General features: G+C 41.6%; 27 protein-coding genes and 1 pseudogene. 8 read left to right on the plus strand and 20 right to left on the minus strand.

The features are described 5' to 3' along the window. Positions 1–10: 10 nt before the first annotated feature. A complete protein-coding gene (gene nudF / locus H5114_RS04915; RefSeq protein ID WP_124018293.1) occupies positions 11–637 on the minus strand; it encodes an ADP-ribose diphosphatase in 627 nt (208 codons plus the stop codon). 468 nt (positions 638–1,105) lie between these two features. Between nudF and tolC the strand changes: the two genes are divergently transcribed. Further along, positions 1,106–2,401: an outer membrane channel protein TolC gene (gene tolC, locus H5114_RS04920; protein ID WP_124018292.1), complete on the plus strand. Its 1,296-nt coding sequence runs from the start codon at positions 1,106–1,108 to the stop codon at positions 2,399–2,401. Positions 2,402–2,508: 107 nt separating this feature from the next. On the opposite strand, the gene H5114_RS04925 is transcribed toward tolC, so the two are convergent. From H5114_RS04925 to H5114_RS04935, 3 genes are read right to left on the minus strand one after another with little or no spacing between them, the layout of a single operon-like run. Further along, positions 2,509–3,243 carry a TIGR04219 family outer membrane beta-barrel protein gene (locus H5114_RS04925; RefSeq protein ID WP_182722350.1) on the minus strand — a complete coding sequence of 245 codons (735 nt, stop codon included), beginning with the start codon at positions 3,241–3,243 and terminating at the stop codon, positions 2,509–2,511. Between the two features lie 2 nt (positions 3,244–3,245). Beyond that, on the minus strand, positions 3,246–4,217 hold the full coding sequence (locus tag H5114_RS04930; protein WP_182722351.1) for a DUF2333 family protein: 972 nt from the start codon (positions 4,215–4,217) through the stop codon (positions 3,246–3,248). A gap of 12 nt (positions 4,218–4,229) precedes the next feature. Then, positions 4,230–4,718: a copper chaperone PCu(A)C gene (locus H5114_RS04935; RefSeq protein ID WP_182722352.1), complete on the minus strand. Its 489-nt coding sequence runs from the start codon at positions 4,716–4,718 to the stop codon at positions 4,230–4,232. 35 nt (positions 4,719–4,753) lie between these two features. Here H5114_RS04935 and H5114_RS04940 point away from each other — a divergent pair, with 35 nt between their 5' ends. Then, positions 4,754–5,491 (plus strand): enoyl-CoA hydratase-related protein, encoded by a 738-nt coding sequence (locus H5114_RS04940; protein WP_182722353.1) that lies wholly within the window; start codon positions 4,754–4,756, stop codon positions 5,489–5,491. 67 nt (positions 5,492–5,558) lie between these two features. Here the strand turns inward: H5114_RS04940 and H5114_RS04945 are convergent, their stop codons facing one another. The 4 genes from H5114_RS04945 to dusA all read right to left on the minus strand — a co-directional run bounded on the left by H5114_RS04945 (position 5,559) and on the right by dusA (position 7,820). Then, positions 5,559–5,759, minus strand: a complete 201-nt coding sequence (locus tag H5114_RS04945; protein WP_124018287.1) for a PspC domain-containing protein — start codon at positions 5,757–5,759, stop codon at positions 5,559–5,561. A gap of 52 nt (positions 5,760–5,811) precedes the next feature. Next, positions 5,812–5,943, minus strand: a complete 132-nt coding sequence (locus H5114_RS20460; protein WP_259395234.1) for a hypothetical protein — start codon at positions 5,941–5,943, stop codon at positions 5,812–5,814. Further along, positions 5,943–6,242, minus strand: a complete 300-nt coding sequence (locus H5114_RS04950) for a hypothetical protein (protein ID WP_124018286.1) — start codon at positions 6,240–6,242, stop codon at positions 5,943–5,945. Before H5114_RS04950 ends, H5114_RS20460 begins: the two co-directional genes overlap by 1 nt. A gap of 534 nt (positions 6,243–6,776) precedes the next feature. Continuing rightward, on the minus strand, positions 6,777–7,820 hold the full coding sequence (dusA, locus tag H5114_RS04955) for a tRNA dihydrouridine(20/20a) synthase DusA (protein ID WP_182722354.1): 1,044 nt from the start codon (positions 7,818–7,820) through the stop codon (positions 6,777–6,779). A gap of 294 nt (positions 7,821–8,114) precedes the next feature. Here dusA and H5114_RS04960 point away from each other — a divergent pair, with 294 nt between their 5' ends. Next, entirely contained in the window at positions 8,115–8,258 is a 144-nt protein-coding gene (locus tag H5114_RS04960) for a hypothetical protein (protein WP_182722355.1), read from the plus strand. A gap of 19 nt (positions 8,259–8,277) precedes the next feature. Here H5114_RS04960 and H5114_RS04965 read toward each other — a convergent pair whose 3' ends face one another. The 3 genes from H5114_RS04965 to H5114_RS04975 form a co-directional block, all read right to left on the minus strand. Further along, a complete protein-coding gene (locus H5114_RS04965) occupies positions 8,278–8,787 on the minus strand; it encodes a hypothetical protein (protein WP_182696712.1) in 510 nt (169 codons plus the stop codon). A gap of 244 nt (positions 8,788–9,031) precedes the next feature. Then, a complete protein-coding gene (locus tag H5114_RS04970; RefSeq protein WP_182696713.1) occupies positions 9,032–9,427 on the minus strand; it encodes a cupin domain-containing protein in 396 nt (131 codons plus the stop codon). 432 nt (positions 9,428–9,859) lie between these two features. Continuing rightward, positions 9,860–10,318, minus strand: coding sequence for an HPP family protein (locus tag H5114_RS04975; RefSeq protein WP_124015045.1), 459 nt, complete (start codon positions 10,316–10,318; stop codon positions 9,860–9,862). Positions 10,319–10,405: 87 nt separating this feature from the next. Between H5114_RS04975 and H5114_RS04980 the strand changes: the two genes are divergently transcribed. Further along, positions 10,406–10,969: a TetR/AcrR family transcriptional regulator gene (locus H5114_RS04980; protein WP_259395235.1), complete on the plus strand. Its 564-nt coding sequence runs from the start codon at positions 10,406–10,408 to the stop codon at positions 10,967–10,969. Positions 10,970–11,133: 164 nt separating this feature from the next. On the opposite strand, the gene H5114_RS04985 is transcribed toward H5114_RS04980, so the two are convergent. Then, positions 11,134–12,000: a PhzF family phenazine biosynthesis protein gene (locus H5114_RS04985; RefSeq protein WP_182722356.1), complete on the minus strand. Its 867-nt coding sequence runs from the start codon at positions 11,998–12,000 to the stop codon at positions 11,134–11,136. A 400-nt stretch (positions 12,001–12,400) separates the two neighbouring features. On the opposite strand from H5114_RS04985, the gene H5114_RS04990 reads away from it, so the two are divergent. Further along, positions 12,401–12,868: a chemotaxis protein CheX gene (locus tag H5114_RS04990; protein WP_124015047.1), complete on the plus strand. Its 468-nt coding sequence runs from the start codon at positions 12,401–12,403 to the stop codon at positions 12,866–12,868. A gap of 101 nt (positions 12,869–12,969) precedes the next feature. Here H5114_RS04990 and alr read toward each other — a convergent pair whose 3' ends face one another. Then, a complete protein-coding gene (alr, locus tag H5114_RS04995; protein WP_182722357.1) occupies positions 12,970–14,088 on the minus strand; it encodes an alanine racemase in 1,119 nt (372 codons plus the stop codon). Positions 14,089–14,233: 145 nt separating this feature from the next. After that, entirely contained in the window at positions 14,234–15,640 is a 1,407-nt protein-coding gene (dnaB, locus tag H5114_RS05000; protein WP_124015049.1) for a replicative DNA helicase, read from the minus strand. Between the two features lie 127 nt (positions 15,641–15,767). Between dnaB and H5114_RS05005 the strand changes: the two are divergent. Next, positions 15,768–17,957: pseudogene (locus H5114_RS05005) on the plus strand (S46 family peptidase); the annotation flags it as partial. A 1,160-nt stretch (positions 17,958–19,117) separates the two neighbouring features. Here H5114_RS05005 and rplI read toward each other — a convergent pair. From rplI to rpsF, 4 genes are read right to left on the minus strand one after another with little or no spacing between them, the layout of a single operon-like run. Further along, positions 19,118–19,570, minus strand: a complete 453-nt coding sequence (gene rplI, locus H5114_RS05010) for a 50S ribosomal protein L9 (protein ID WP_182722358.1) — start codon at positions 19,568–19,570, stop codon at positions 19,118–19,120. A gap of 42 nt (positions 19,571–19,612) precedes the next feature. After that, positions 19,613–19,840, minus strand: a complete 228-nt coding sequence (rpsR, locus tag H5114_RS05015) for a 30S ribosomal protein S18 (protein ID WP_101085203.1) — start codon at positions 19,838–19,840, stop codon at positions 19,613–19,615. A 12-nt stretch (positions 19,841–19,852) separates the two neighbouring features. Further along, positions 19,853–20,194, minus strand: a complete 342-nt coding sequence (priB, locus tag H5114_RS05020; RefSeq protein WP_182722359.1) for a primosomal replication protein N — start codon at positions 20,192–20,194, stop codon at positions 19,853–19,855. Continuing rightward, on the minus strand, positions 20,160–20,552 hold the full coding sequence (gene rpsF / locus H5114_RS05025) for a 30S ribosomal protein S6 (protein ID WP_124015053.1): 393 nt from the start codon (positions 20,550–20,552) through the stop codon (positions 20,160–20,162). The genes priB and rpsF overlap by 35 nt, the downstream gene beginning before the upstream one ends. 216 nt (positions 20,553–20,768) lie before the next feature. Between rpsF and H5114_RS05030 the strand changes: the two genes are divergently transcribed. Together H5114_RS05030 and H5114_RS05035 are read left to right on the plus strand one after the other, a co-directional pair. Continuing rightward, positions 20,769–21,521: a YdiY family protein gene (locus H5114_RS05030; RefSeq protein WP_124015054.1), complete on the plus strand. Its 753-nt coding sequence runs from the start codon at positions 20,769–20,771 to the stop codon at positions 21,519–21,521. 81 nt (positions 21,522–21,602) lie between these two features. Further along, complete coding sequence (locus H5114_RS05035; protein WP_182722360.1) at positions 21,603–23,024, plus strand: MFS transporter; 1,422 nt, start codon at positions 21,603–21,605, stop codon at positions 23,022–23,024. Between the two features lie 133 nt (positions 23,025–23,157). Here the strand turns inward: H5114_RS05035 and rlmB are convergent, their stop codons facing one another. Further along, positions 23,158–23,898 (minus strand): 23S rRNA (guanosine(2251)-2'-O)-methyltransferase RlmB, encoded by a 741-nt coding sequence (rlmB, locus tag H5114_RS05040; protein WP_124015056.1) that lies wholly within the window; start codon positions 23,896–23,898, stop codon positions 23,158–23,160. A 4-nt stretch (positions 23,899–23,902) separates the two neighbouring features. After that, complete coding sequence (gene rnr / locus H5114_RS05045) at positions 23,903–26,386, minus strand: ribonuclease R (RefSeq protein ID WP_182722361.1); 2,484 nt, start codon at positions 26,384–26,386, stop codon at positions 23,903–23,905. Between the last annotated feature and the right edge of the window lie 23 nt (positions 26,387–26,409).

The raw sequence follows: 26,409 nt of genomic DNA on the forward strand, positions 1-26,409 counted from the left end.
CGTTCAATAACTAAAGTGCCTGACGAATTCTTTGGTAGTTGAGCATCAACCATTGGATACCTAATACCGTCGAAGCATTGTCAATACGACCATTATTAACCCACTCATAAGCTTGTTCGCGACTGACAACATGGACTCGAATATCTTCATTTTCACACTCAAGACCGTGTATACCGCTAGCTTTGGTTGTATCAACATGCCCCCAGAACAAATGAAAACGCTCAGAAGTGCCACCAGGACTGACTAAATAACTGTTTATAGGTGTTAACCCTAATAAACTTAATCCGGCTTCTTCGGCTAATTCACGTTCAGCGACTTGTTCTGGTAATTCGCCAGGCTCAATCATACCTGCCACTAACTCAAGAAGCCAGATTGATTTAGTGGTTGCTAATGCAGGAACCCTAATTTGTTCAATCAGTACAATTTCATCACGAACAGGATCATATGGCAGTACCACCACCGCATGACCTCGTTCAAACACTTCACGGGTAACTTCACCGCTCCAACCACCTTTAAACAACTTATGTTTGAAGGTGTATTCGTCTAACTGAAAAAAACCTTTATACAATACTTTTTTAGATATAAGACTAAAACCTGACTCTGCGTCAAAGCTTGGGACCACGGGTTGCTCGAACATATTTATCCTTGCCTATCAAAACGTAAACAGTCTTATCATTTTGACAGTTTAAATTAACATAATTAATAACTAAGCATTTAAGCTTGCCTAAGCAAAAATAGGCCGAATTAAAATAAAATCTGTTACACTTCAAATTTGACTTGAAAATGAAAAAATCACTACTATTAAGTAGTACACAATTAGTCGTGAGCATAGTAGTGCACAATTATTAACTAGTGCACAATATGTCGATAATCAGCATATCGCGAACAACATATTGTGAACATTAATAATGAGCAATAAATCTCGATATTGAACCACGATATCTTTAGCAAATTATTGTACATAACCATAAAACAAGTCAGTTAACGCAGATTGCCGCGTTAAGGATGAATGATGTTAACTCATTCACTTAATGAAGGGCATGACCAAATTTATAAGTTACTTAACACCTCAGCATACCGAGGCATTGTCTAAAAAGGGCAGCAAATGAAATTCAAAATTGGTTCATTATACGCAGCATTAGCATTTGCTATCGCAGCACCAGCAGCACAAGCTGATGATTTACTTCAAATATATCAGCAAGCACTTACTAGCGACCCTATCGTTTTACAAGCCAAAGCACAGCGTGATGCGTTATACGAAACCATTCAAGAGAATCGTGCACCGTTATTACCAAAAATAAGTGCAAACGTTGGCTATGCTAAAGCGTGGAATGACCCTTTAGAAGACACCGACGGTTTAACCGGTGGTGTTAGTTTAACTCAAGTTATCTACGATCACAGTGCATGGGTTGGTTTAGACCTTGCTGAAATGGCAGCATCTCAAGCAGATTCTGCTTATGCATCAACATTACAATCACTCATTACCCGTGTCACGAAAGCGTATTTTGATGTTTTAACCGCTAAAGACAACTATGAATTCCAAGGTGCTGAGAAAGCGGCAATTGAACGTCAACTTGAGCAAACTAAACAACGCTTTGCCGTCGGTCTAACCGCCATTACTGATGTTCATGAAGCACAAGCACAATATGACTTAGCTTCAGCATTGGAGATTCAAGCGCAAAACACCTTAGACAACAGCTATGAAGCATTACGTGAAATTACTGGTATAGATCACAAATCAATTAATATTCTTGATACTAGCCGTTTTTCAGCAGGTTCTCCTGCCCCAGCAGCATCTGCTGGTTGGTTAAAAATGGCTGAAACAAATAGCATCGATTTAATGACTCAGCGTATTGCTAAAGATATCGCCAACGAAACCATTAAATTGTACAAAGCAGGTCATATGCCGTCATTGAACTTAAATGCTGGTTACAACAAAGGTGTTGATCAAACGCCAGGCCCAGATTACGACAATGCTAATATTGGTGTGACCTTGAGCATTCCACTTTTCGAAGGCTTTAAAGTGACTTCGCAAGTGAAACAAGCTCAATTCAGATATGTTGAAGCTAGCGAGAAACTAGAACAAACTCATCGCAGCGTGACTAAAAACGTGCGTAATAACTTTAACAACGTTACCGCTTCTATCAGTTCAATTAAAGCGTATGAGCAATCTGTGATTTCGTCTGAAAGTGCACTGAAAGCGACTCAAGCGGGTTTTGAAGTCGGTACTCGTACAATTGTTGATGTACTGAACCGCACACGTGACTTATATGATTCAAAGCGCCAACTATCTCAAGCACGTTATGGCTACATTAACTCAATACTAGCCCTTAAACAGGCGGCTGGTACGTTAAACGAAGATGATGTTATCTCGATTAACAGCGGACTGATTGCTCAGTAGCCATTAACCGCACATAAAAAAACCGCCTATTGGCGGTTTTTTTATTGGCATAATATTGTTAATCAATTTTATGCTGATTCCCTAGTACGGTTTAACGCTATGTCGAATTAAAAAACTAATTCTACACCAGCAAATGCGCCACTAAACTGAGTATTTTGTGACACACCAGAGAAGTTATTCACATCAAAATTAAACTCGCGGTAACCAACACGAACAGAAGTATCAACAGCTAAACCGTCAAACTGCCATCCTAAACCAGCGCCGTAGTCATACACATTAGATTCATCTAAACCTAACATCACATCAGCAAAGCCAAATAAGCCTAAGCCAATCATACCGACTTGTGCACTGGCGTATCCCATTACAATACCACTGTCGATATTGACTTCTTCAGGGTGGCCAGCATCACTAATGCGTAATGAACCATTCATTAATTTATAGGCAGCGCCTAAATCAACAGACACTAAATCGTTATCAAGAATTTCATAATACAACACAAAGTCAGTATTACTTAAGTCATTAGTAACCGATGTTGCACCAGTAAAATTGTGACCGTTAAAGTTAAAATTGGCATTGGCAATACCAGCGCTCGACTCAAGACGATTTTCACGAATTTTAACATTAGGCACAAATGGTAATGGATGCTCAACGGCAATCCACACGCTACCTTGTGATGAATCATCATTAAAGCTGTGAGCAACACCACTATCATCATTAAATGTGTTTGTGGTGTCAGCCTGCCAGTAATCAGCGCCTACTTTAAAACCCAATACAGTTGCCGCATGCGCCGATGACACACTTAATAGGCCCACTACTGCTGTGGCAAGAAGAGTCTTTTTCATCATTATCCTTGTGAGAGTAAGTTAGTTAAATCAATTACCGCGGCATTTGCACGCGAAATATAATTAGCCATCACCAACGAGTGATTAGCCACTAAACCAAAACCATTTCCATTAAGAACCAAAGGGCTCCAAACTGTTTGCTGAGTTGCTTCAAGTTCACGAATTATTTGACGTAAACTGACCTCAGCATTTTTCTTTTCTAATACGTCGGCAAAATCCACTTCAATGGCACGCATAAAGTTCAATAATGCCCAAGCTGAACCACGACTTTCATAAAATACGTCATCAATTTTCCACCAACTGGTTTTAACTTCATTACTTGTTAAACCAGGAGTCGATTGACGAGCAGAGATATCACCTGCTAAATCAGTATTCAATCGCTCTTGACCCACACTGGCAGATAAATTTTGTGACATGCTGCCTAAGCGTTTCTGAACTTCTTTAAGCCATTCATTCAAGTTGTCTGCACGGGCATAAAACTGGGCATTATTGTTATCTGAATCGCTGATTTTAGCGCGATAAAGTTTCAGCAATTTGATTGCATCACGATATTCACCTTCGGCACTAGGCACTAACCAGCTGGTGTTATCGATGTTTAATTTCGAGTGTGCCGCTAATAAATCACTATCTGCAGAAGACTGCGACTGTGAGCGACTAAACTCTTTACGCATTATGAGCGCTAAATCGCGCACTTGCTCTAATGCACCAAATTCAAATGCAGGCATATTATCCATCATTACCGACGGAGGCATAATATCATTAGACAGCCAACCACCTGGTTTATCCAGCAAGGTTTCCATGGTGGCAATTAATGACGTTGTTGTAGCATAGCCCACAATTAACTTGCCACTATCTGTTTGCTGCGATGCCGGTTTAATCGGATCCGGTTCAATACTCCACCATACACTGACAAAATAAAGTACTAAACCAATCACACCAACAACGGCTAAAATCTTATTCCTTGTTACTTGCATCAATATAACTCCTTAATGATGGTGATGATGTTCAGCAGTTTCGTCATGTTGAGTCGCGGCTTGTTTAAGCACGGGAAGCTCAATCATAAGTTGCTGACCATCTTCAAAAATTAATTCTAAAGCCACATTATCATTTACGGCCAAAGGCGCAATTAACGACAACAACATCACATGGTCACCAGTAGGTTGCAAGGTTAACGCCCCGTGAGACGGTATGGTAAACCCTTCAACTTGGCGCATTTTAATCATGCCATCTTCTTTTAGAATTGTGTGTAACTGTGCCACTTTTGCCGCACTTGTCTTCACGCCAACAAGCTTAACATCGCTATTGTTGTGATTTTCTAAGGTAAAATAAGCAGCGGTGTTAGGCACACTCGCAGGCATGGCTCTAACATACCCATCAACTAACATTACGTTAGCTGTGGCTGCGAATGATATTGATGATAACACTAAAAAGTTAAACAGATGTTTGAATATTGCTTTCAATGTCTTAAACTCCATGCAATTCCACTCGCGTTCATTAAAGGAAACTACGAATGAATCATATTCAGGTAAGAGATGATCAAGGCGTACGTATCATCAGTTTTAATCGTCCAGAAAAGCGCAATGCCTTTAATCTAGAAATGTATCAGCAATTTACAGAATACCTGATCCAAGGTGAAGCAGACAATGATATTCGTGCCTTTATGTTTCATGGTACAGAAAACTGTTTTACCTCTGGTAATGATATCGTAGATTTCCTCCAAAGTGGCGCCTTAGATGATAATCATCCAACCGTTAAATTCTTGTTTTGTTTATTAGATCTTAAAAAACCTGTGGTCGCTGCGGTAACGGGGGCGGCGGTGGGAATTGGTACAACTTTGCTGCTGCATTGTGACTTAGTGTACGCCGATAATAATGCTAAATTTCAAATGCCTTTTGTTAATTTAGCCTTGGTACCAGAAGCCGCTTCGAGCATATTATTACCATTAATTGTTGGCCAACAAAAAGCAGCCGAACTCATTTTACTTGGCGAAGCCTTCGATGCACAAACTGCGGCGGATTTAAATATTATTAACCGCGTGGTGGCCCAAGACGAGCTGATTAGCTTCAGTTTAGCCCAGGCAAAAAAATTGGCTGCACTGCCACCCTTATCTATGCAAGCATCAAAACGGCTTTTACGTCATAACCTGGCTGAAGTGAAAGCCCAGATGAAATTAGAATTAGTTGAGTTTGCAGAGCGTCTACAAAGCGATGAAGCAAAACAGCGCTTCCAAGCTTTCTTAAAAAAATAAATCCATTGACACTATAATCTCTCTGCGGGGAAGCTACTATCCCCGCTTACCCAACACTGGGTAAGCCTTAAAATCGAGATGTTTTTTGACTCATTACCACTGCAATCACAAAGTACGCTAACAAACTGATACTTGGGTTTGTTAATACTAATCCTATCGTTACGACTCGGGTCCAAAGTAATGACCAGCCATATTGTTTCGCTAACTTAGCCGAGACCCCACACACAATTCGGGTTTCATCTCGTAATCTATTGATTAAACGGTTCATATTATCCTCACGTATTGAACAAAGTTTATTGTTGTAAGTCATGACTTATCGGTTAAGCTTGGTCATTAATGCTTGGCCACAACAGCCAGCTGACTAACGTCGCACACAGTGCAAAACTGATAACTGGCAATAACAATAACGACATTAATGGCAGCACCAAGCCTATATTTATCAGCCAATCCATTACTTATTCTCAGCAGCAACAGTGGCACTAACTTTTGGCTGTTCAAAACTAGCAAACTCTAATGCCGAATTAATTTCATAAACTTGTTCAGCAATTTGGGTTTGTAACGACAGCATTAACTCTTGCTTCACATTTGAAATCATCTCCTGGCTCACTTGAGTCATATTTTGCTCTAGCACTGCAACCGTGTTAGAAATTGAAATTTCATCAGCTTGTGCCGAAGCACTGGCAGTGACAAGTAATGCTGCAGCAATTGATAATTGAACACTACGGCGAATCACGTTGGTTAAAGTAAACATAATGGCATCCTTTCTTGTGTTGGTTTGTTGCAACTAAACACCCGCTTAGTTGATTACACAATAGGTATTACAAACGCCGTGCCAACTTTTAAAAATAGTCATAAGCATATAATTTTAAAAACAAATAAATTAATTATTATTTAATCAACTGAACTAAATCTGTGAGCAAAAAACCAACAGGTAGTAAAATTCACCAGATAGTTAGTAAAAATGACCACCGATACTTATTCGCCGTGATACACGCCATAACGTGTGACAATAAATGTTCAGATATCTGCGAGGGTTACTGTGGTAACAATCCATTAATTAATGAGTGATGGCCGCTTAAGGGTAGGAGGATTGTTGAGAGTTATGCTAAAAATAGCACTAATAATCATCACCTTAAGTGAAGGGTTTATTGCCACGATGTTACTTAAAGGAACAAACGAAAAAGCGCCTAACAATAGGCGCTTTTTCTCTGACAATAGCAGTTTTCAACATGTACGTTTGGGCGTTTATTTCACCACATATTCTAGTAAAATAACCAAAGCGATATCAAATAGCTTGGTCACTGCTAAGGGCTTCTGCATCAACAAACTCAGCAGCGGTTAACACAACCCCAATATCAGCATTAGGTTTATGGGCATTCTCACTTAAATGACGACGCCAGCCACGGGAACCCGGTAACCCTTGGAATAAACCAATCATGTGACGGGTAATATGGTTTAAACGACCGCCCTGGGCTAAATGAGCCTCAATATACGGCAACATTTGCTCAATCACTTGCTGACGAGTAATCACTGGTGTATCGAGTCCACACAACTGCTGATCCACTTGCGCCAATATATAAGGATTTTGATAAGCTTCACGCCCCACCATCACTCCATCTAGCTGGACTAAATGCAGCTTAGATTCTTTAAGGGTTTTAATGCCACCGTTAATGCTAATGTTCAAGTGTGGATAATCACGCTTTAACTGATAAACCCGTTCATAATCTAACGGCGGAATTTCACGGTTTTCTTTCGGGCTTAACCCTTGTAACCAGGCTTTACGCGCATGAATCGTAAATGCACTACAGCCTCGTGCGCTGACAATTTCAATAAAATCAGTTAAAAACTGATAACTGTCTTGCTCGTCAATTCCAATACGGGTTTTTACCGTGATCGGAATATCGGTGACTTGCTTCATGGCATCAACACATTGCGCAACTAACTCAGGCTCGGCCATTAAACACGCACCAAAGCGACCATTCTGCACTCTATCAGATGGACAGCCTACATTGAGGTTTACTTCATCATAACCGCGCTCAGCAGCTAACTTAGCACACGCTGCTAAATCCACCGCGTTAGAGCCACCCAACTGTAATGCCACTGGATGCTCTTGCTCGTTATAAGCTAAATAGTCGCCCTTACCTTGTAATATGGCACCCGTGGTGATCATCTCGGTATACAGCAACGCCTTGCTCGACATTAAGCGGGCAAAGTAGCGATAGTGGCGATCAGTCCAATCTAGCATCGGTGCTATGGAAAAGGTGCGATCAAGTGTATCTTTTGGTATGACTAGCTTTGGCGTTGTATTCACTGAATTTTTTACACTCATAATTTGCGGTATTGATGCACGTTTTTAGCTGCATTTAGTTAATCGGTTATGCACAAGGAGCCAGTAAGAAAGTTATAAATTAAGCAAATACAACTAGGCAGCCCTAAATAATGGCTAATTATATCATTAACCCGTCATCGAGAAACAAGTGTCTACGGATTTGGGTTTAGGAAAAGATAAAGGTGCGATCTAGCATATACGTTAGTATGACTAGCTTTTCCGTTGTATTTAAAGAATTAACGGCTCTCAGATTTTGAGTTTATTTTAAACGTTTTTAGACGCCAAGGAACCATAATGCATTGGGAAAATGGAAATGGAGAACCAGAAGTGATGACGTCTTATAGCATTCAAAAAAGTGACAAAGCTAATGGTGCAAGTAAGTACCGTTGCTTAATTCGCAAAAAAGGCTATCTATTAGTAGCAACGGTTATTGTTTAGTTTGTTTAGTTTGTTTAGTTTATAATTGTTTTAATTCAGACCTAAGCGCAGATATTTGACGGTCTATGGATTCGACTTCTGTACTTCCCTGTTGCATCACAGCGGTCATTTCTTGCGCTAAACTTTGCTGCCAAGTTGCCCCTGCTAAATTATTATTAGCTCGCTTACCTGTTGTACGCAATTGCTCGATCTTGTCATCACGATCTTTGAACGCTTTTTTCCTTTCTTTTTCAAGGTTTCTAATTTCACGTTCAATTTTTTGTTTACGTAAGTATTGAGCGATTTCAGCTTTTTTATCACGCGGATTAACACTAGTATCCTGCAGCCTTGCATCTGTAGTCTCGTTAGTTAGGTTTTCAGGATAACCTCTTGATGGTGCAACCACGCTACCTACATTACTTAAATCTAACGGTTCGCTTTGGTCGTCGCACGGGTCAGCTTGATATTTACCATCCGCACACTTATATACTTCTGCGGAAGCAGAAGCAGACACCATGATTAAAATAACGATTAATGATTTTCCATCCATAGAACACCTCTTATTTAGTTATTTTTATTGTACAACGGTATAATTTCTGAACAAAACCAAATTGAAATTTATGAAATCTAATCCAAAACAATAGTTTAAGGTTACAAAAGCAGAGAAAACGAAGGTTTATCTTCTTACTACTTTTCAAGACGGCAGTTTTCACGATAGCACTTTTGCTTAACCAAATAGAAAAACTCTCGCCTACGGGCACTTAACTCAGTCTCACGCGACCTATCTTTATTTGTTATATGCCGTTTGGTTGCTCGATACTATGCTCAGTTGGTTGCGGTGTTATGGTCATGACTTTAACACCTTTTGGTGATTCAAAACGGTGCCAAACATCTTTGGGGATAACCAACATTTGCCCCGTCGATAAAAGGTTACGTTGCTCTACGTTACCATCCAAAAGGATTAATGTAGTTTCTCCACCTAAAACCTGAACAAACTCATCACCTTTTGGATGCTTTTCCCACTCACTAAACCCAGAATAATGAGCGATATATACTCCACCATCGCTATACTCAGATAACAGTGCAAAAGCATTTTTTGCTTGTTCATTAGTGGTTTCTGGCGTTCTATCTTTGAGAAACTCAACTCGTGAAAATTGATCGTTTATGGTGATCGCTACAGATTTCGACACTTGCTTGATCCTTGTGCTACATAACGTTCTAGTATTTGTGTACTGCGCTGTTTGCAAAGCATAAATCACTTATTGGACTTAGCCATTGCCGAGTTCAGATTAGTTGGTACGCTTTATACTGTAGGAGTTTTGTTTTTTGAGCGCGGTCTCACGCTTACAAAGCAGGTTTGAATAGATTGATACTGACAAGTGTTTAAGTCTTTCATTGAAATCCCTTTTTTATTGCTGTGTTCCATCACACTGTTTTTAGTTTAGCTGATTCAATGAGGATAATACACTCCATTGAAGCTCCATTTAGCTCAGCGCAGCAGCTTAGTTCAACGCGGTAATGAGGTGTGAGCAACGCCAGCACCGAAACTATTACACCGTAAACATAAAACCCAGCCTTTAGCTGATAATGCCAAATGTTAGGAACCATTCTTAAATGCTTTATTAGCATTCTGGTTTAAAGTGGTAATCCTGAAGCTTTTGAAGCCCTTTACCCATCAAAACTATGACAACAGAACCGACTAATACAGGGGTAACCAAAAACAACCATCCTTGCCCTGAAAGCATAATTAGAATTGGATTTGCTCCAGCAGGTGGGTGGGTTGTTTTGCAAACCAACATACTGGTAACACCTAACCCCGTCGCTATTGCGACTGTAACCGGAGTTACGCCTATGTATTGGTAGAAAAACACTCCGATAAATGCCGTTATCAAATGTCCAAAAATAACATTTTTTGGCTGAGCCAATGGACTACTTGGCACACCAAATACAAGCACTGCAGTAGCTCCAAATGGAGCCATAATTAATACAGCATTATCCATGTTAGCTTCAATTAATGACAATAAACCAATGGTAAATGACGCCCCGATCCCAGCAATTACAGCTAACAAATAACGATTCATATAAACACCCAAAAAGTAGAACGACTTGTCTACCGGCAATTGTAGACAAGTCGTTCTACTTTTGTCAATATAAGGACAACTAGTTTTATGGAAATCATGATGAGCAAGAAACGTGAGCTACTGTTAAACACAGCGCTAGATCTTTTTTACCGACAAGGTATTAACTCAATTGGAATTAACGAAGTCATTAAGGTATCAGGAGTAGCTAAAAAAACTCTATACAATCACTTTAACGGCAAAGACGATTTGATCATGGCTGCGTTAAACCAAAGACATCAAATCTTCATGAACTGGCTAGAGCGTAAGCTAGGACAAACAACAAGCGACCATGAGTTAATCGATGTTCTATTCCAATCGTTACACAGTTGGTTTAGTGGAAATGAAGCTGAACTAGGTGGTTTTAGAGGATGCTTTTTCATCAATACGTCAGCAGAATTTAGTAACCCAGAAAGCGATATTTCTCGCTATTGCTGTTACCACAAAGAACAAGTACGCCAGCTTATTCAAAACAAACTAAACAATGCTTCACCGGATCTCATAAATGCTATCTGTTTACTTAAAGAAGGCGCCATCACGACTGCATATATGACAGGGAAAAGTGCTGAAATAGTCCAGAGTAGTGTGAATATTTTGCATCGCCTTGAGTGCTAACGGCTTATGTAACGGACGTACTGATAACCTCTGGCCGTTTAACACCACACCAAACAGATCAAACTCTTTATCTATGATTAACTTAATAAAGAGTACATCTCAAGTATTTGGGCGGGTTCCACACTTGAGATAAGAACGCCACTTCGCGCGGCTATCCTTATTTGTTAAACGAAAATTTGCTGCTGTCCAATCTCTTGAGCAAAACCTCCGACCATCACCTTGAGAGTCGCTAATTCATTTGACTCAACTGAAGCTGTAATGATTGAAACACAGTTCATTGCCCTACCTTGCTCGAAACTAAAGTCAGTCATATGTTCACTACTAAGGTATTTACTTAGGTAGCATGCTAATGCTCCGCTAGCACTCCCTGTAGCTGATTCCTCTGGTATGCCAAACAAAGGCGCAAAGTTACGACAACTCGCTGTCAGGCCGCTTTTTCCCTCGCACAATTCAAAAGCATGCAGACCAACTAAATCATGTTTTTTACAGAATTCACTGAGTAAATGTTCATTTACCTGGATTTTATCAAGATACCCAAATGGCACTGGAACCATAATATCAGGCAGGCCTGTTGAAATAACCTCGATTGGTAATTGAGTTGACGCTAACGTTTTCACGTCAATGCCAATTAACTCTGATATAGCCTCGGACCCAAAAACCCCAAGATATTTAGGTAGCTTTTGCTCCATCACTATTTGACCATTAGACGCTATTGTCACAGCAAGTAAACCGACTTTAGTCCTTTGGACATATCGCCCTGCGGTGATGATTCCTTTTTTATACATTATTGAGAATGCAGCTAAGGTAGCGTGCCCACAGAAGTCAACTTCACCCGTTATGGTAAAAAAAGACAAGCCAAAGTCGACTTCGTCATCTTGAGATACAAAAGCAGTTTCTGAATAACCAACAACCTGTGCTATTGCTAACTTTTGTTCGTTAGACAAATTATCTGCCTGCAATACTACGCCTGCAGGGTTTCCTCCGCTTCCATTGGCAGTAAAGGAATTAACCAAAAAAGCGTCAACTTTCATCAATCTCTATTTCTCCGTATTAAGCTGATTGAACGGCTCGAGCGATAAGTTAACCCGCTTAAGCTATTGATTTATCTCATCCTAGATTGACCATATTACTGATACAAAACGATTAAATTATCAACAAGATAGGCTTAAGAAATCAGTAATGTAAATACATTATCAATGTGTAAATCTCTCAATTTCAACTTAATATTTGTTTTTGCAACTGACGTCTCTTTCAATTTCATTTTTGTGTTCTAAGCTTGAAGCTGTATTCCATTTTGCTGATATAGTAAGCATTTATAAAAATCAGTAACTATGATGGTTTATCATGATAGGGTCGTGTAACGTGATGTTCTGTCTATTCTCTGCCTATGACCTATCGCCAATTTTTGAATCTAGAAGGATCGCTTAGCCTATGAACGTTGAATTCATTAACCCATTCCTTGTTTCTTTAATCAATGTTATCTCAACCATGGCAACTATTGAGTTAACGCCTGGTAAGCCACAATTGAAAAATCATGATATTGCAAAAGGTGACGTATCAGGCTTAATGGGCATGATAAGTCCTAAAACCCGCGGCTCGCTGTCGATTACCTTCGAACAGTCATTAATTCTTGAAATAATGAACAATATGCTAGGGGAAAAACCAGAATCCATTAACGAGGACATAACCGATTTAGTCGGTGAAATAACCAATATGGTGACGGGTGGAGCTAAAAATTTATTAAGTGAAAAAGGGTATGATTTTGATATGGCCACTCCGGCCGTCGTCTCTGGCAAAAATCATACTATTTCCCACAAAGCCCGCGGCAAAAAAATTATGATGCCCTTTAGCCATAAGCACGGCAATGTGTTTATCGAAATTTGTTTTGAAGATGTATAAGCTTGTAAAGACGAATGATATTTCAGCTAAAATGGTGCCGCATAAACTAAAATGCCCAAGACGCAACAGCGTATTGGGCAAAGCGCAGCATGGTTACGTTGCTAGTCAAGTAACTCAACCACTACCCGTGGGGTTAATTTAGTCACTAACTCATAAGCAATAGTGCCAATATGCTCAGCCACTTCCTCTACCGCGAGGGTTTTACCCCAAAGCTGCACGCTGTCACCAACTTTATCTTGCGCATCTGCGCCCAGATCTACCGTTAGCATATCCATCGATACTCGGCCAACAATTGGCACCCTGCGGCCATTAATCCACACCGGTGTACCTTCTGGCGCATTACGCGGATATCCATCACCGTAACCCATAGCCACCACACCTAAGCGGGTATCATGTTTCGCGGTCCACACGGCGCCGTAGCCCACGCTATCACCGGCTTTATGCTCACGAACAGCAATTAAATTAGACACCAGTTCCATAGCCGGAATCAGTTGATGGTTAATCCCTTTGTCGCCAACAACTGGAGATATACCATAAAGTGCGATGCCTGGTCTTATCCAATCTGCTTGGCTTAATGGCCAAAATAATGTTCCGGCTGAATTGGCTAAAGTACGATCGCCATCTAAGTGACTTGTCAGTTGTTCAAAGGCATCCATCTGCTTTTGAGTCAGCTGATTATCAGGTTCGTCTGCACAGGCAAAATGGGTCATCAAATGGATCGGTTTAGCCACTTGTGGGCAAGCCATTAAACGCTGATATATGCCGGAAAACTGCTCTAAACTAAAGCCGATACGATGCATACCGGTATCGATTTTTATCCATACGGTGACCGGATTATCGAGCTTAATGGTTTCAAGCATTTGCAGTTGTGATTCATGATGCACAACAGTGTCGATATTATGGGTGACCAACAACGGCAAGTCAGACTGCCGGAAAAAACCTTCTAATAATAGAAGCTTACCTTTTACGCCACCGTCTCTGAGCTCCAATGCTTCTTCCAGCCTTGCTAAACCAAAGCCATCGGCGCCGCCGTAATATTTACCTGCACTTTCTATAAAATTTAATATGCCAACACTTTCTGCAACGTTTAGCAGACCATGGCCGTAACCATTGGCTTTAACCACAGCCATAATTTTGCTATCTGGTGCAATAAGACGCAGTTGTGCTAGGTTACTTTGTAATGCGTAACGACTGATTTCTGCACGGGGAAAAGGTTTCAATAGATTGCCTTAATTAACAATAAATAACATGGCGCGGCTTGCTGCCTGTTAGGAGGTTTAGTGCCATAAAGAACCCCTCACTAACAGAGATAAACTCGTATCATAAATAACGATACTAAAAACACAAATATAATCTAATCAATGATTAATCTTCTTCGAATTGCGGCCCAGCATAATTATCAAAACGAGAGAACTGACCTTGGAATACCAGTCGAATTCGCCCAATCGGCCCGTTACGCTGTTTACCAATAATGATTTCAGCGGTGCCTTTATCTTCTGAGCTGTCGTTATACACTTCGTCACGATAGATAAACATGATCAAATCGGCATCTTGCTCAATCGCACCCGATTCACGCAAGTCAGAGTTAATTGGGCGCTTATCGGCACGTTGCTCTAGCGAGCGGTTAAGCTGTGATAAAGCAATCACCGGCACTTCTAACTCTTTGGCTAAAGCTTTTAATGAACGAGAGATTTCTGAAATTTCTAAAGTACGATTATCTTTTAACGCTGGCACCTGCATTAACTGCAGGTAATCGATCATGATCATTGATAAGCCGCCATGCTCACGCGCAATCCGTCTGGCACGACTGCGAACTTCTGTCGGGGTTAACCCTGAGCCATCATCGATGTACATTTTACCTTGCTCAAGCATAATTCCCATGGTTGATGACACGCGAGCCCAATCTTCATCATCTAATTGACCGGTACGAATTTTGGTTTGATCAACCCGGCCGAGTGAGGCCAGCATACGCATCATGATCTGTTCTGAAGGCATCTCGAGACTAAAAATAAGCACTGGCTTATCTTCATTCATGGCGGCTTGTTCGCACAAGTTCATCGCGAAGGTGGTTTTACCCATCGAAGGACGTGCGGCAACAATAATTAGGTCGCCAGACTGAAACCCGGCGGTCATTTTATCTAAGTCATTAAAACCACTTGAAACGCCGGTAACCCCGTTATGAGGATTGTTATAAAGCTGTTCAATCCTATCGACGGTTTTTTCAAGAATACTTTTAATGTTTTCCGGGCCTTCATTGGCATTGGTTCGCATTTCAGCAATTTTAAAGACTTTGGTTTCGGCTAAATCTAATAATGCACCAGAATCACGCCCTTCAGGATTGTAACCTGCATCAGCAATTTCATGGGCTACAGCAATCATGTCTCGCACCACGGCACGTTCGCGCACGATATCCGCATAAGATAAAATATTACCGGCACTGGGAGTATTTTTGGCAATTTCGCCTAAGTAAGCAAAGCCGCCAGCATCATCTAATTGGTCTTCAATTTCGAGTTGTTCAGATACGGTAATCAAATCCAGCGGTTGGCCAGATTCCATTAAACGTTGCATTGCCGTAAAAATCATTCGATGAGAACGAGAATAAAAATCTTCTGGCACAACCGCTTCAGAAACACGATCCCACGCTTCAGCATCTAGCATCAATCCACCTAAGACGGATTGTTCAGCTTCAATAGAGTGAGGAGGCAATTTTAAGGCATTAACTTCTACATCTCTCTGCCTGTTTCTTGCTTTAAAAGCACCTTGCTGTGACATTAACACTCCCAATTTACAACGACTTTATAAAATATGGTATAACACCGTGGTGTAGCTTATTTCGCTGTCATTACGAATTCAAATAACAACTTCGTCAAACGCAAATAATCATTTAAGGAAAAATAACATGCGTATCATACTCGTTGCAGCACTGGTGCTGACATCTGGCCTAGCTTTGGCCGATGAAGGCCAATGGCAGCCATATCAAATGCCATCCATTGCAGACAAACTTCAGCAACGTGGTATTGATATTCCCGCATCACAACTGGCCGACTTAGGGCAGTACCCAATGAATGCAGTCGTCAGTTTGGGCTATTGTACCGCCAGTTTTGTATCCCCCCAAGGCCTAGTTGTCACAAACCATCATTGTGCTTATCGCGGCATACAATATAACAGTAAAAAAGAACATAATTACCTCGCAAATGGCTTTTTAGCAAACACCCAAGCAGAGGAACCTTCCGCAGGGCCAAATGAACGTTTATACATTACCCAAGCTGTCACCAATGTGACCGATGAAGTAATGGCTAACTTAAGCACCGAACCTATGGCTCGCTTTGAAGGCATAGAAACTAATAGTAAAGCCTTAATTAAACTCTGTGAAGCAGATGACAACTATCGATGTTCGGTTAACAGCTTTCATCATGGATTAGAATATTATCTGACAAAACAGTTAATTATTCGAGACGTGCGTTTGGTGTATGCACCACCTAAGAGTGTTGGCGGATTTGGCGGCGACATCGACAACTATGAATACCCTCGTCATTCTGGCGATTTTACTTTTTTACGCGCCTACGTGGGTAAAGACGGCAAGCCAGCAACGTTTAATAAAAACAACGTGCCATACCGGCCTAAAAGCTATCTAAAAATTAATGCCGATGGAGTAAAAGCTGGCGATGGTATCTTTGTTGCCGGTTTTCCAGGTTCTACCAGCCGTTACAATTTAACCAGTGAACTACAATTTGCCAGTGATTGGATATACCCAACTTACGCAAAACGCTACCAATTACAAATTGACACCATCACTTTAATGGGTGATGTCGATAACGATATCGCGCTTAAATATGCCGGTACAATCGCCTCTATGGCTAACCGGATGAAGAAACTCAATGGCTTATTAGATGGTTTCAGCGCAACTGATATTGTCGGCATTAAGCAGCAACGTGAAAATGACTTTCTCGCTTGGCTTAAAAAAGATCCTGGCGCTAACCAAGAGTTAATCAATAACCTTGAAGCGTTACTCGCCGAACAACATCAACAAATGCAAACTACTTATTTCTTTAAAAATGCCCAATCTAGCGAAATGCTCCACGCCGCGAGCAAGCTTTACCGTTTAGCTCAAGAAAGAAAGAAACCCAATGATCAACGTGAATCTGGGTTTCAGCTTCGTGATATGAAAATGTTTAAAGCGGCACTTAAACGTATCGATAGTAGCTTTGATCCGGTGGTTGATAAAATCTTGTGGTTACAAGACTTACAAGCCTATATCAGCCAACCACTTAAAAACGAAGTGTTTGATAATGCCTTAAGCATTTCAGATGATTTTGAAGAGCTAGAGTCAAAGGTTGAAGGCTTATATGCACTCACTGAGCTCACTGATCAGGCTAAACGCCTTGCATGGATGAGTAAAACAGCAGAGGAGTTTGAAGTTAGCGGAGACCCATTTATTCGATTAGCTGTGGCTATTTACGATACCAATATGGCTATGGAAAAGAGCGAAAAATTACTTTACGGTAAGCTTTCATCTGTTCGTCCGGAATACATGAAGGCGATTATTGACTATTACAAATCAAATAACTGGCCTGTATATCCTGATGCTAACCGTACCCTACGCATAACTTATGGCATGGTTGATGGTTACCAATCTAAAGATGCGTTATACAAGCAGCCATTTACTCGTTTAGCAGGCATTCTAGCTAAAAACACCGGTGAAGCTCCCTACAATGCCCCGACTAAGCTGTTAGATGCAATTAAAGCTGACGACTTAGGCAAACATCGCGTCACTTCAGTCTATAAACAGCAAAGCAGTTGTCAGTTTATGTCTTGTTTAGATAAGCCTGCTGATTTTAACTCTGTACCGGTTAATTTTTTATCCAGCGCCGACACCACTGGCGGCAACTCTGGCTCACCGGTATTTAATGGTAAAGGTGAATTAGTTGGGCTTAACTTCGACTCAACTTATGAAGCGATCACTAAAGACTGGTTCTTTAACCCCACGATCACTCGCGCCGTGCATGTCGATATTCGTTATATTTTGTGGATGATGGATAAAGTCGATCACGCTGATAACTTGATAAAAGAATTAACCTTAGTGACTAATACTGCAGGAGAAACCGAGATACCAGCAGATACAGCAACTGAGGCCACTATCGAAGCGAATACCAATTTAGAGAATGACACAGTCACTGAGTCAGTACCTAAATTAACCACCACAGCAGATACTGAAGATAAAGCTGAGTTCTCTGACCAAGCAATTGAAGCCGCGACAGAAGCACAAGCAACAACTGATCTCAGTGATGAATCAGCGCCTGAATTAGTCCCTACAGAAGATATTGGAGATGCTGTTACTGAAGATGTAGATACTGAAGATAGAGTTGAATTATCCAACCAAGCGACAACTGAAGTCGCGATTGAATCTGAACTCGCGAGTGAATCTGCACCTAAATTAATCTCTACACTAGATACTGAAGATCAACTTGAGTTCTCTAACCAAGCGACAACTGAAGCCCCTGCTGGGGTCGTAAATGAAGCCACCAATGAACCTCAAGCAGCAACTGAAGCCGTCAACGAAACTACTGATAAAGCAGAGGCAGCAACAGAACTCTCGAGTGAATCAGCACCTAAATTGGTCCCTACCGTAGATATTGAAGATAAAGCTGAGTTACCTAACCAAGCGACAACTGAAGCCGCGATTGAATCTGAACTCTCGAGTGAATCAGCACCTAAATTGGTCCCTACCGTAGATATTGAAGATAAAGCTGAGTTACCTAACCAAGCGACAACTGAAGCCGCGATTGAATCTGAACTCTCGAGTGAATCAGTACCTAAATTGGTCCCTACAGTAGAGATTGAAGATAAAGCTGAGTTACCTAACCAAGCGACAACTGAAGCCGCTGCTGGGGTCGTAAATAAAACCGCCAATAAATCTCCAGCAGCAAGTGAAGTAGAAGCTGAAGTCATCAACGAAGCAACTAATGAAGTACAAGCAGAAGCTGAACTCGCAACTGGATCAGTAACTAAAGCCGTCACTGACATACCAGAAAAGAAACCGACTGTGGTGGATTGAGCTTAAATAAACCATAACCAAGTGAACCTTATAGCAATGTTTACTTGGTTAACATTCATTAGATAACACATTTAAACGACCGCGATATAACCAGATAGTGCATGGAAGTGTTGTTGGAAGTGCGATGAGTATTAAATGATACACATAAAAAAACACCGCCCGGAGGCGGTGTTTTTTATGGAGCTAAAACGTAATTAAGCTTCTGCAACGATAGAAATCTTAACAACTGCTTTAACTTCAGTGTGTACTTGAACTTCAACTTCGAAGCTACCAGTAGTGCGTAAAGCACCTAAAGGTAAACGAACTTCAGATTTAGCAAGTGCTACGCCAGCTGCAGTAACTGCATCAGCGATATCACGGTTGCCAATTGAGCCGAATAATTTACCTTCATCACCTGCTTTAGAAGCAATAACAACAGCTTCTAAAGCAGTTAATTTTTCAGCACGAACTGTCGCAGCAGCTAATTCAGCAGCTACTTTAGCTTCTAATTCAGCACGACGAGTTTCAAATACTTCAGTGTTTGCTGCGTTTGCTACAACTGCTTTACCATAAGGTAAAAGGAAGTTACGAGCATAACCAGCTTTAACAGAAACTTGGTCGCCTAGGCTACCTAAGTTTGCAACTTTATCTAGCAAAATAACATTCATTATCAAATCCTCTATATTCTATTAGGAATTAATACTGCAATATTACTGATGTAAATCAGTATATGGCAGTAGAGAAAGATAACGAGCACGCTTGATAGCGCGAGCTAGTTGGCGTTGATATCTAGCACTGGTACCAGTGATACGGCTAGGAACAATCTTGCCGCTTTCAGTGATGTAGTTCTTTAAAGTAACGATATCTTTATAATCAATCTCCACAACACCTTCAGCGGTGAAGCGGCAGAACTTGCGACGACGGAAATAACGTGCCATTTTGACAGTCTCCTAAGTTTTCAATTCGACATTTTCAGCATGCAAGACTAAACGGTTTTGTCCATTTCGCCCTTGTTGTAGTGAAAGAAACCCTTCAACATCAACTTGCACACCTGCTTGTAATTTATTTGCTACGCTATTAAAGCGCGGACCACTTAATATCACTTGGATCAAACAGTAGACGTTTCTCAACATTTCTACTTCTTGCCGCTGTGATTTATGCTCTACCGTTATCACCACATGGGCAATCCCGCTTGGGCTATCTAATCGTCTTGTACGAGTTATCGTGCCAGACAACACTAAGTGATTATTCAAAAAATTATTCAGCGTTTTCTTCAGCGCTTTCTTCTGCATTACGGTCATCAGAAGGTGAACGACGTGAATCACGTTCGTCTCTTGCTTTTGCCATAGGAGAAGCTTCAGTAACGGCCACTTTAGTGCGCATTACCATGTTACGCAGAACAGCGTCGTTGAAACGGAAAGCTGTTTCTAGTTCTTCGATAGACTCTGCAGATGCTTCTACGTTCAAAAGAACATAGTGAGCTTTATGTAGGTCTTGGATCGGGTAAGCCAATTGACGACGGCCCCAATCTTCTAAACGGTGAATTGTACCATTAGCAGCGGTGATAACACCGGTGTAACGCTCAATCATACCTGGGACTTGTTCACTTTGATCTGGGTGAACCATAAATACGATTTCATAATGACGCATTTATTGCTCCTTACGGTTAAGTAGCCTCTTTTCTGGCTCAGTCAGACCAATGTGGAGGCAAGGAACGAATTAAAGTGACTGATTTGAGCGCGCGATGATACATAAAGTGTACGATAAACTCAAGCACTAACTCACTCTTTTCAGCAATCTTGATTACAGGTATGATGGCCGCAGTCCGAAATACCGCGTTTACGCCATCAAGAATAAAACACTTTAATGATGACCATGAAAAACATAGTAACAACATGCTGCCTCTTTTTATTGTCTGCTCCGGCATGGGCCTTAGTTCCACCTGATTATCAGGAACCACCCAGCAGTTTTAATGCTGAGGTAGAAGCAGGCTTGCAATTAAATAGCGGTAACAACGAAACTAAAAACTTCAACGGTCGAACTTATTTAACTTATGATTCGAAGAACACTAAGCAAGAAGCAACATTAAAGGCCTATTATGCGGCTGATGGTAATGAGTCTACTGCTGAGCGTTACGAATTATACTTACAGTCTAACTACAAGCTAGAGCGCGGTTATATATTTGGCCGTGGTGAATTTACTTGGGATCAATTTGGTTCGTACACTCGAATATCTACTATTTCAACAGGTTATGGTTTTGATTTAATTAAGAACAATAGAACAAAACTGAGCCTTGAAGCTGGTCCGGGTTATCGTTACGACCAACCACAAGGCAGTGTTGCAGAACCCGATCCTGATGCAAACCGCGATATTATTTTACGTTCGGCGGCCAAATACACAGTTAAACTGCAAGAGTACACTAGCTTTAATGCTGATGTGACAGCTGAAACAGGTCAGACTAATAATACCTTAACCCTTGATATGAGTTATAAAAACACCTTTATTCAAGATTGGGCATTTAAAATAGGTATGAACATCAAGTACACTGAAGTGGTTCCTGATGACAGTAAAAATACTGACACCATCACCACATTCAACTTGTTGTATACGTTTCAATAATTATTGACCTTAAATGAAGCGAAACAAGACCATTAATCAATGAGGCAAACGAGGCCTTACTGAAAAAATAAAGGCCAAGTTATGGACAGCCCGCTACGCAGTTTTGCCTCATTATATAGCACCACCTTTTTGATGGTGCTTGCTGCAGGTCTACTGACCACATACTTAGGCCTAAGTCTTACCACAATGCAGGTGCCACAAATATGGATTGGTGGCATGATGTCAGCTTACTATATTGGCCTAGTCTGCGGCTCTAAAGTTGGCCATAAACTGATTGCGCAAGTCGGTCATATTCGTGCTTTTGTTGCCTGTGCGGGCATAGTGACTGCCTCCGCATTGGGTCATGCCCTCATCGATAATTTAGCCATTTGGCTAGTATTGCGCCTCGCAGTGGGTATGGGAATGATGTGCCAATATATGGTGTTAGAAAGCTGGCTCAACGAGCAGGCAGAAAACAACCAACGTGGTACTGTTTTTGCGAGCTACATGATCGTATCTTATTTAGCGCTAATGGCTGGGCAAGGAGCCATTAGTTTATATCCCGATTTAGGCTTAGAGCCACTGCTGTTGATTGCCATCTGTTTTGCCTTATGTATCGTACCGATTTCGATCACGCGCAGAATTCACCCCGAACCGTTAACACCAGCCCCATTACAAATGGGACTCTATTGGAAAAGAGCCCCCCAAGCTCTGACAACCATAGCCTTAGGAAGCATGATAGTCGGCTGTTTTTATGGTTTGGCTCCCTCTTATGCCACGGCTAAAGGCATTGATCCTGAGCACGTTGCGCTCTATATGTCGTGTACCATTTTTGCAGGATTGCTAGCCCAATGGCCAATGGGTAAATTATCCGATGTCATCTCTCGTAGCTTATTAATTCGGATTAACTGCGCTTTATTAGGCGTCATAGTGTTGATCATTACAATAATCCCATTCCACGCAGTGTCTTCGTTAATATTAACCAGCTTATTTGGTATTTTAGCGTTTACCTTGTATCCATTAGCAACTGCATTAGCCAATTCGCGCGTTGAACAACATGAGCGGGTTGGGCTATCTGCCACAATCTTAGTCACCTTTGGTATTGGCGCAAGTATTGGTCCTTTAGTCGCTTCTGGCTTAATGCAAGCATTAGGTGATCAAATGCTATATGGATTTATGGCGATGTGCTCATTCACCTTACTGGCAAGGCTACTGTGGATTAATGTGCGTCAAAAAGCTGAGCAAACAAGTACTGGAGATTACATGATGGCCGGGGGCGACTTAGTCAGCTCGCCATTAGCAGCATCATTTGATCCACGTGTTGACATTGAAATGGTCAACGAACAAATGATCAATCCCGCTGAAGATGCATTCGATGTCCAACCGGAATCAACCAATGATGAGTTTGATGATGCTGATGAGCAAGCTGAATATAATACCTCTTATGCCAGTGTGAGCGAAGAAACCTTGATACCAGAGGAGTTAGATGACGAGGATGTCGATAACGAAATTGGCAGACGCTAATGTTTATTCTGGCTTTGATTGTAAAAGCTAAAGACTGACACCCATCAATAACCTAACACAAGCTGAACTCGAGATAATAAAAAACGGCGATAAATATCGCCGTTTTTTTATGTCGTTCTACTGCAGGCAATAATTAACCTAAACGCTGCCTGACGGCTTCAAATAAGCATACCCCAGTGGCAACGGACACGTTAAGGCTCGACACACTGCCAGCCATTGGGATCGAAACCAATGAATCACAGCCTTCGCGAGATAAACGACGCAAACCTTTATCTTCAGCACCCATAGCAATCGCTAGAGGCCCCTTAAGGTCCGCTTGATATACATTACCATCTGCTTCGCCTGCTGTGCCGACAATCCAAACACCTTTGTCTTGAAGATGACGCATGGTACGAGCAAGATTGGTCACTTGGAATAACGGTACCGTTTCTGCTGCGCCACAAGCCACTTTGCTGACGGTTGAGGTTAATCCAACTGAATTATCTTTAGGTACAATAACCGCATGTACCCCAGCGGCATCGGCATTACGTAAGCAAGCACCAAGATTATGTGGGTCGGTTACACCGTCTAAAATGAGTAAAAAAGGCACTTCTGTTTTATCAAGTAATGCGTCTAAATCAGTTTCTGTCAAAGGTTTTACCGCTTTTACACGCGCGACAATACCTTGGTGTTGTGAGCTACCCGCTTTGTCGTCTAACACTTTACGTGCAGCACGTTGCAATGTAGTACCAAACGTTGATGCGATATTAATCAATGGCGTTAAGCGTTCGTCATCACGGCCTTGTAACAGCCAAAGTTCAATCACACGTTCAGGGCTATGATTTAATAATGCTTCAACGGCATGAATGCCAAAAATGGTATCTTGTTTTTTCATTTAATTACTTTCTCTTGCTGCGCTTGGCAGGGGTTTTCTTAACGCTAGAATTCGGTTTTGTGGTATCAGCTTTTTGCTCTGCCGCGGTGGACTTCTTTGCCGCCACTGGCTTGCTCGCAGGCGATGACGCTTTATTGCTTGAGCGACGTTTACTGGCCTTAGGCTTATCCGACTTAGATTTGTCTGACTTAGGTTTATCTGTCGACTTACCTTTACGTGCGGCTTTAGCCCCTTCAACATTCACTCGTTCACGAGCCGTTGAAGGCTTGCTGCCTTTACGTGCCGATTTGCCTGCGCCTTTACTATTGTCACCCACCATCAACAAGTCAATTTGACGATCATCAAGATTAACCGCAGCAACCTTAACAGTAACAGCATCACCCACTTGATACACTTGGCGAGTGTTTTCACCAACCAGTCGTTGACGCATTGGATCGAATTGGTAGTAGTCGCTGGCAAGGCTTGATATGTGTACTAAGCCATCAATAAATAATTCGTTTAATCTAACAAACAGACCAAAGCTAGTGACTGAAGCAATGACGGCATCAAAGGTATCACCGACGTGATCTTGCATGTATTCACATTTTAACCAATCACTGACATCGCGAGTGGCTTCATCTGCGCGGCGCTCGGTGGTTGAACATTCTTCACCTAATAGATCTAATTCTTCAAGCTGATAAAGATAACCGCCATCTTGAGTCCACTTGTCAGTGACATCGCCCTGCTCTTTTGCGAGTAAATACTTAATCACTCGATGTAAAATCAAATCAGGGTAACGACGAATTGGCGAAGTGAAATGCGAATACGCTTCTAATGCTAAACCAAAATGACCTTCATTATCTGGGCTGTAAACTGCTTGGCGCATTGAGCGCAATAACATCACCTGAATTAACTCAAAGTCAGGACGGTCAGCAATTTTTAACATCAAATTTTGATAGTCTGTCGGGGTTGGCTCTAAGCCACCGTCCATGCTTAAGCCGCGCTCAGCAAGAAACTCTTTAAAGTTAGCCAGTTTTTGTTCTGACGGCGCTTCATGCACACGATACAGCACCTCACCTTTGTGTTTTTTGACAAACTTTGCCGAAGCCACGTTAGCTAAAATCATACATTCTTCAATGATTTTATGCGCTTGGTTACGGCCTCGTGGGACGATCTTGTCAATTTTACGCTGCTCATTAAAGATAAACTGCGTTTCTAAGGTTTCAAATGCAATAGCACCACGTTCAGCACGACGCTCATCTAAAGTAAGATATAACGACTGCAAACATAATAAATGTGGGAATAGCGCTTCATGCTCAGGGGCTATTGGGCCACCTTCTAGCATGTCAGCAACTTGGGTATAGGTAAAACGAGCATGAGAATGCATTACTGCTGGATAAAACTTGGTGCCCGATAACTTACCCGCTGCAGAAATTGTCATCTCAGCAACCATACATAAACGGTCGACTTTTGGCTTTAATGAACACAAGCCATTAGATATTTTCTCAGGCAGCATAGGAATAACTTGCGACGGGAAATACACCGAATTACCACGTGCGCGCGCTTCAGTATCTAATGCTGAATCAGTACGTACATAATGGCTCACATCAGCTATCGCCACCCATAAACGCCAGCCGCCACTTGGTTTTGCTTCAGCATATACCGCATCATCAAAATCACGGGCATCTTCGCCATCAATAGTGACCAAGGGTAAATGGCGTAAATCGACGCGACCTAATTTATCTTCTTCGGTGACTTCGTCAGGAATACGTTTGAGTTTTTTCTCAATAATCGCTGACCAAGTGTGGGGTAAATCATAATTACGTAAGGCAATTTCAATTTCCATACCCGGTGCCATGGTCTTACCCAAGACTTCGGTCACTTTCGCTGCCGCTTTAACAAAACGACCAGGGCGACGGGTTAACTCAACCACCACCACATCACCGGCGCGGGCGCCAAGGGTATCTTCACTGGCGATTAATATTTCTTGGGTGATGCGTCTGTCATCTGCAATCACAAAGCCCATACCGGCGTCGACGTGGTAACGGCCAACTAAGGCAGCGGTTCGCTCATGAACTAAGCGCACAATTCGAGCTTCACGACGACCACGACGATCAGTTCCCGCTTTTTGTGCTAGCACTTTATCGCCATGGAAATACATCAGCATATCGCGATTACTGATAAATAAGTCATCACCGCCTTCATCAGGCTTAAAGAAGCCAAATCCATCGCGGTGGCCTAAAACGGTACCAGACAATAAATCCATACGCTCAGGTAAGCCATAGCTTTGCCCGCGAGTAAAGACTAACTGGCCATCACGTTCCATCGCACGTAAACGACGACGAAGTGCTTCTAATGGCACTTCATCGGTAATGGATAATGCTTCAGCTATTTTATCGCGGGTAACAGGAGACTTTTGGGCACGCAAGTATTCTAAAATATACTCACGGCTAGGAATAGGATTGTCGTACTTGTCTTGTTCTCTCTCAAAATGAGGATCGTTGATCATTCAATTTCCAAATAATTCGCTCC

It is taken from the genome of Shewanella sp. SR43-8 (genome assembly GCF_014163775.1).
GTDB classification, from domain to species: Bacteria; Pseudomonadota; Gammaproteobacteria; order Enterobacterales; family Shewanellaceae; genus Shewanella; species Shewanella vesiculosa.

Bases quoted from the DNA above. Each gene is read 5' to 3' on its own strand.
- nudF (WP_124018293.1), bottom strand. From the start codon at position 637: ATGTTCGAGCAACCCGTGGTCCCAAGCTTTGACGCAGAGTCAGGTTTT.
- tolC (WP_124018292.1), top strand. From the start codon at position 1,106: ATGAAATTCAAAATTGGTTCATTATACGCAGCATTAGCATTTGCTATC.
- H5114_RS04925 (WP_182722350.1), bottom strand. From the start codon at position 3,243: ATGAAAAAGACTCTTCTTGCCACAGCAGTAGTGGGCCTATTAAGTGTG.
- H5114_RS04930 (WP_182722351.1), bottom strand. From the start codon at position 4,217: ATGCAAGTAACAAGGAATAAGATTTTAGCCGTTGTTGGTGTGATTGGT.
- H5114_RS04935 (WP_182722352.1), bottom strand. From the start codon at position 4,718: ATGGAGTTTAAGACATTGAAAGCAATATTCAAACATCTGTTTAACTTT.
- H5114_RS04940 (WP_182722353.1), top strand. From the start codon at position 4,754: ATGAATCATATTCAGGTAAGAGATGATCAAGGCGTACGTATCATCAGT.
- H5114_RS04945 (WP_124018287.1), bottom strand. From the start codon at position 5,759: ATGAACCGTTTAATCAATAGATTACGAGATGAAACCCGAATTGTGTGT.
- H5114_RS20460 (WP_259395234.1), bottom strand. From the start codon at position 5,943: ATGGATTGGCTGATAAATATAGGCTTGGTGCTGCCATTAATGTCGTTA.
- H5114_RS04950 (WP_124018286.1), bottom strand. From the start codon at position 6,242: ATGTTTACTTTAACCAACGTGATTCGCCGTAGTGTTCAATTATCAATT.
- dusA (WP_182722354.1), bottom strand. From the start codon at position 7,820: ATGAGTGTAAAAAATTCAGTGAATACAACGCCAAAGCTAGTCATACCA.
- H5114_RS04960 (WP_182722355.1), top strand. From the start codon at position 8,115: ATGCATTGGGAAAATGGAAATGGAGAACCAGAAGTGATGACGTCTTAT.
- H5114_RS04965 (WP_182696712.1), bottom strand. From the start codon at position 8,787: ATGGATGGAAAATCATTAATCGTTATTTTAATCATGGTGTCTGCTTCT.
- H5114_RS04975 (WP_124015045.1), bottom strand. From the start codon at position 10,318: ATGAATCGTTATTTGTTAGCTGTAATTGCTGGGATCGGGGCGTCATTT.
- H5114_RS04980 (WP_259395235.1), top strand. From the start codon at position 10,406: ATGGAAATCATGATGAGCAAGAAACGTGAGCTACTGTTAAACACAGCG.
- H5114_RS04985 (WP_182722356.1), bottom strand. From the start codon at position 12,000: ATGAAAGTTGACGCTTTTTTGGTTAATTCCTTTACTGCCAATGGAAGC.
- H5114_RS04990 (WP_124015047.1), top strand. From the start codon at position 12,401: ATGAACGTTGAATTCATTAACCCATTCCTTGTTTCTTTAATCAATGTT.
- dnaB (WP_124015049.1), bottom strand. From the start codon at position 15,640: ATGTCACAGCAAGGTGCTTTTAAAGCAAGAAACAGGCAGAGAGATGTA.
- rplI (WP_182722358.1), bottom strand. From the start codon at position 19,570: ATGAATGTTATTTTGCTAGATAAAGTTGCAAACTTAGGTAGCCTAGGC.
- rpsR (WP_101085203.1), bottom strand. From the start codon at position 19,840: ATGGCACGTTATTTCCGTCGTCGCAAGTTCTGCCGCTTCACCGCTGAA.
- priB (WP_182722359.1), bottom strand. From the start codon at position 20,194: ATGCAGAAGAAAGCGCTGAAGAAAACGCTGAATAATTTTTTGAATAAT.
- rpsF (WP_124015053.1), bottom strand. From the start codon at position 20,552: ATGCGTCATTATGAAATCGTATTTATGGTTCACCCAGATCAAAGTGAA.
- H5114_RS05030 (WP_124015054.1), top strand. From the start codon at position 20,769: ATGATGACCATGAAAAACATAGTAACAACATGCTGCCTCTTTTTATTG.
- H5114_RS05035 (WP_182722360.1), top strand. From the start codon at position 21,603: ATGGACAGCCCGCTACGCAGTTTTGCCTCATTATATAGCACCACCTTT.
- rlmB (WP_124015056.1), bottom strand. From the start codon at position 23,898: ATGAAAAAACAAGATACCATTTTTGGCATTCATGCCGTTGAAGCATTA.
- rnr (WP_182722361.1), bottom strand. From the start codon at position 26,386: ATGATCAACGATCCTCATTTTGAGAGAGAACAAGACAAGTACGACAAT.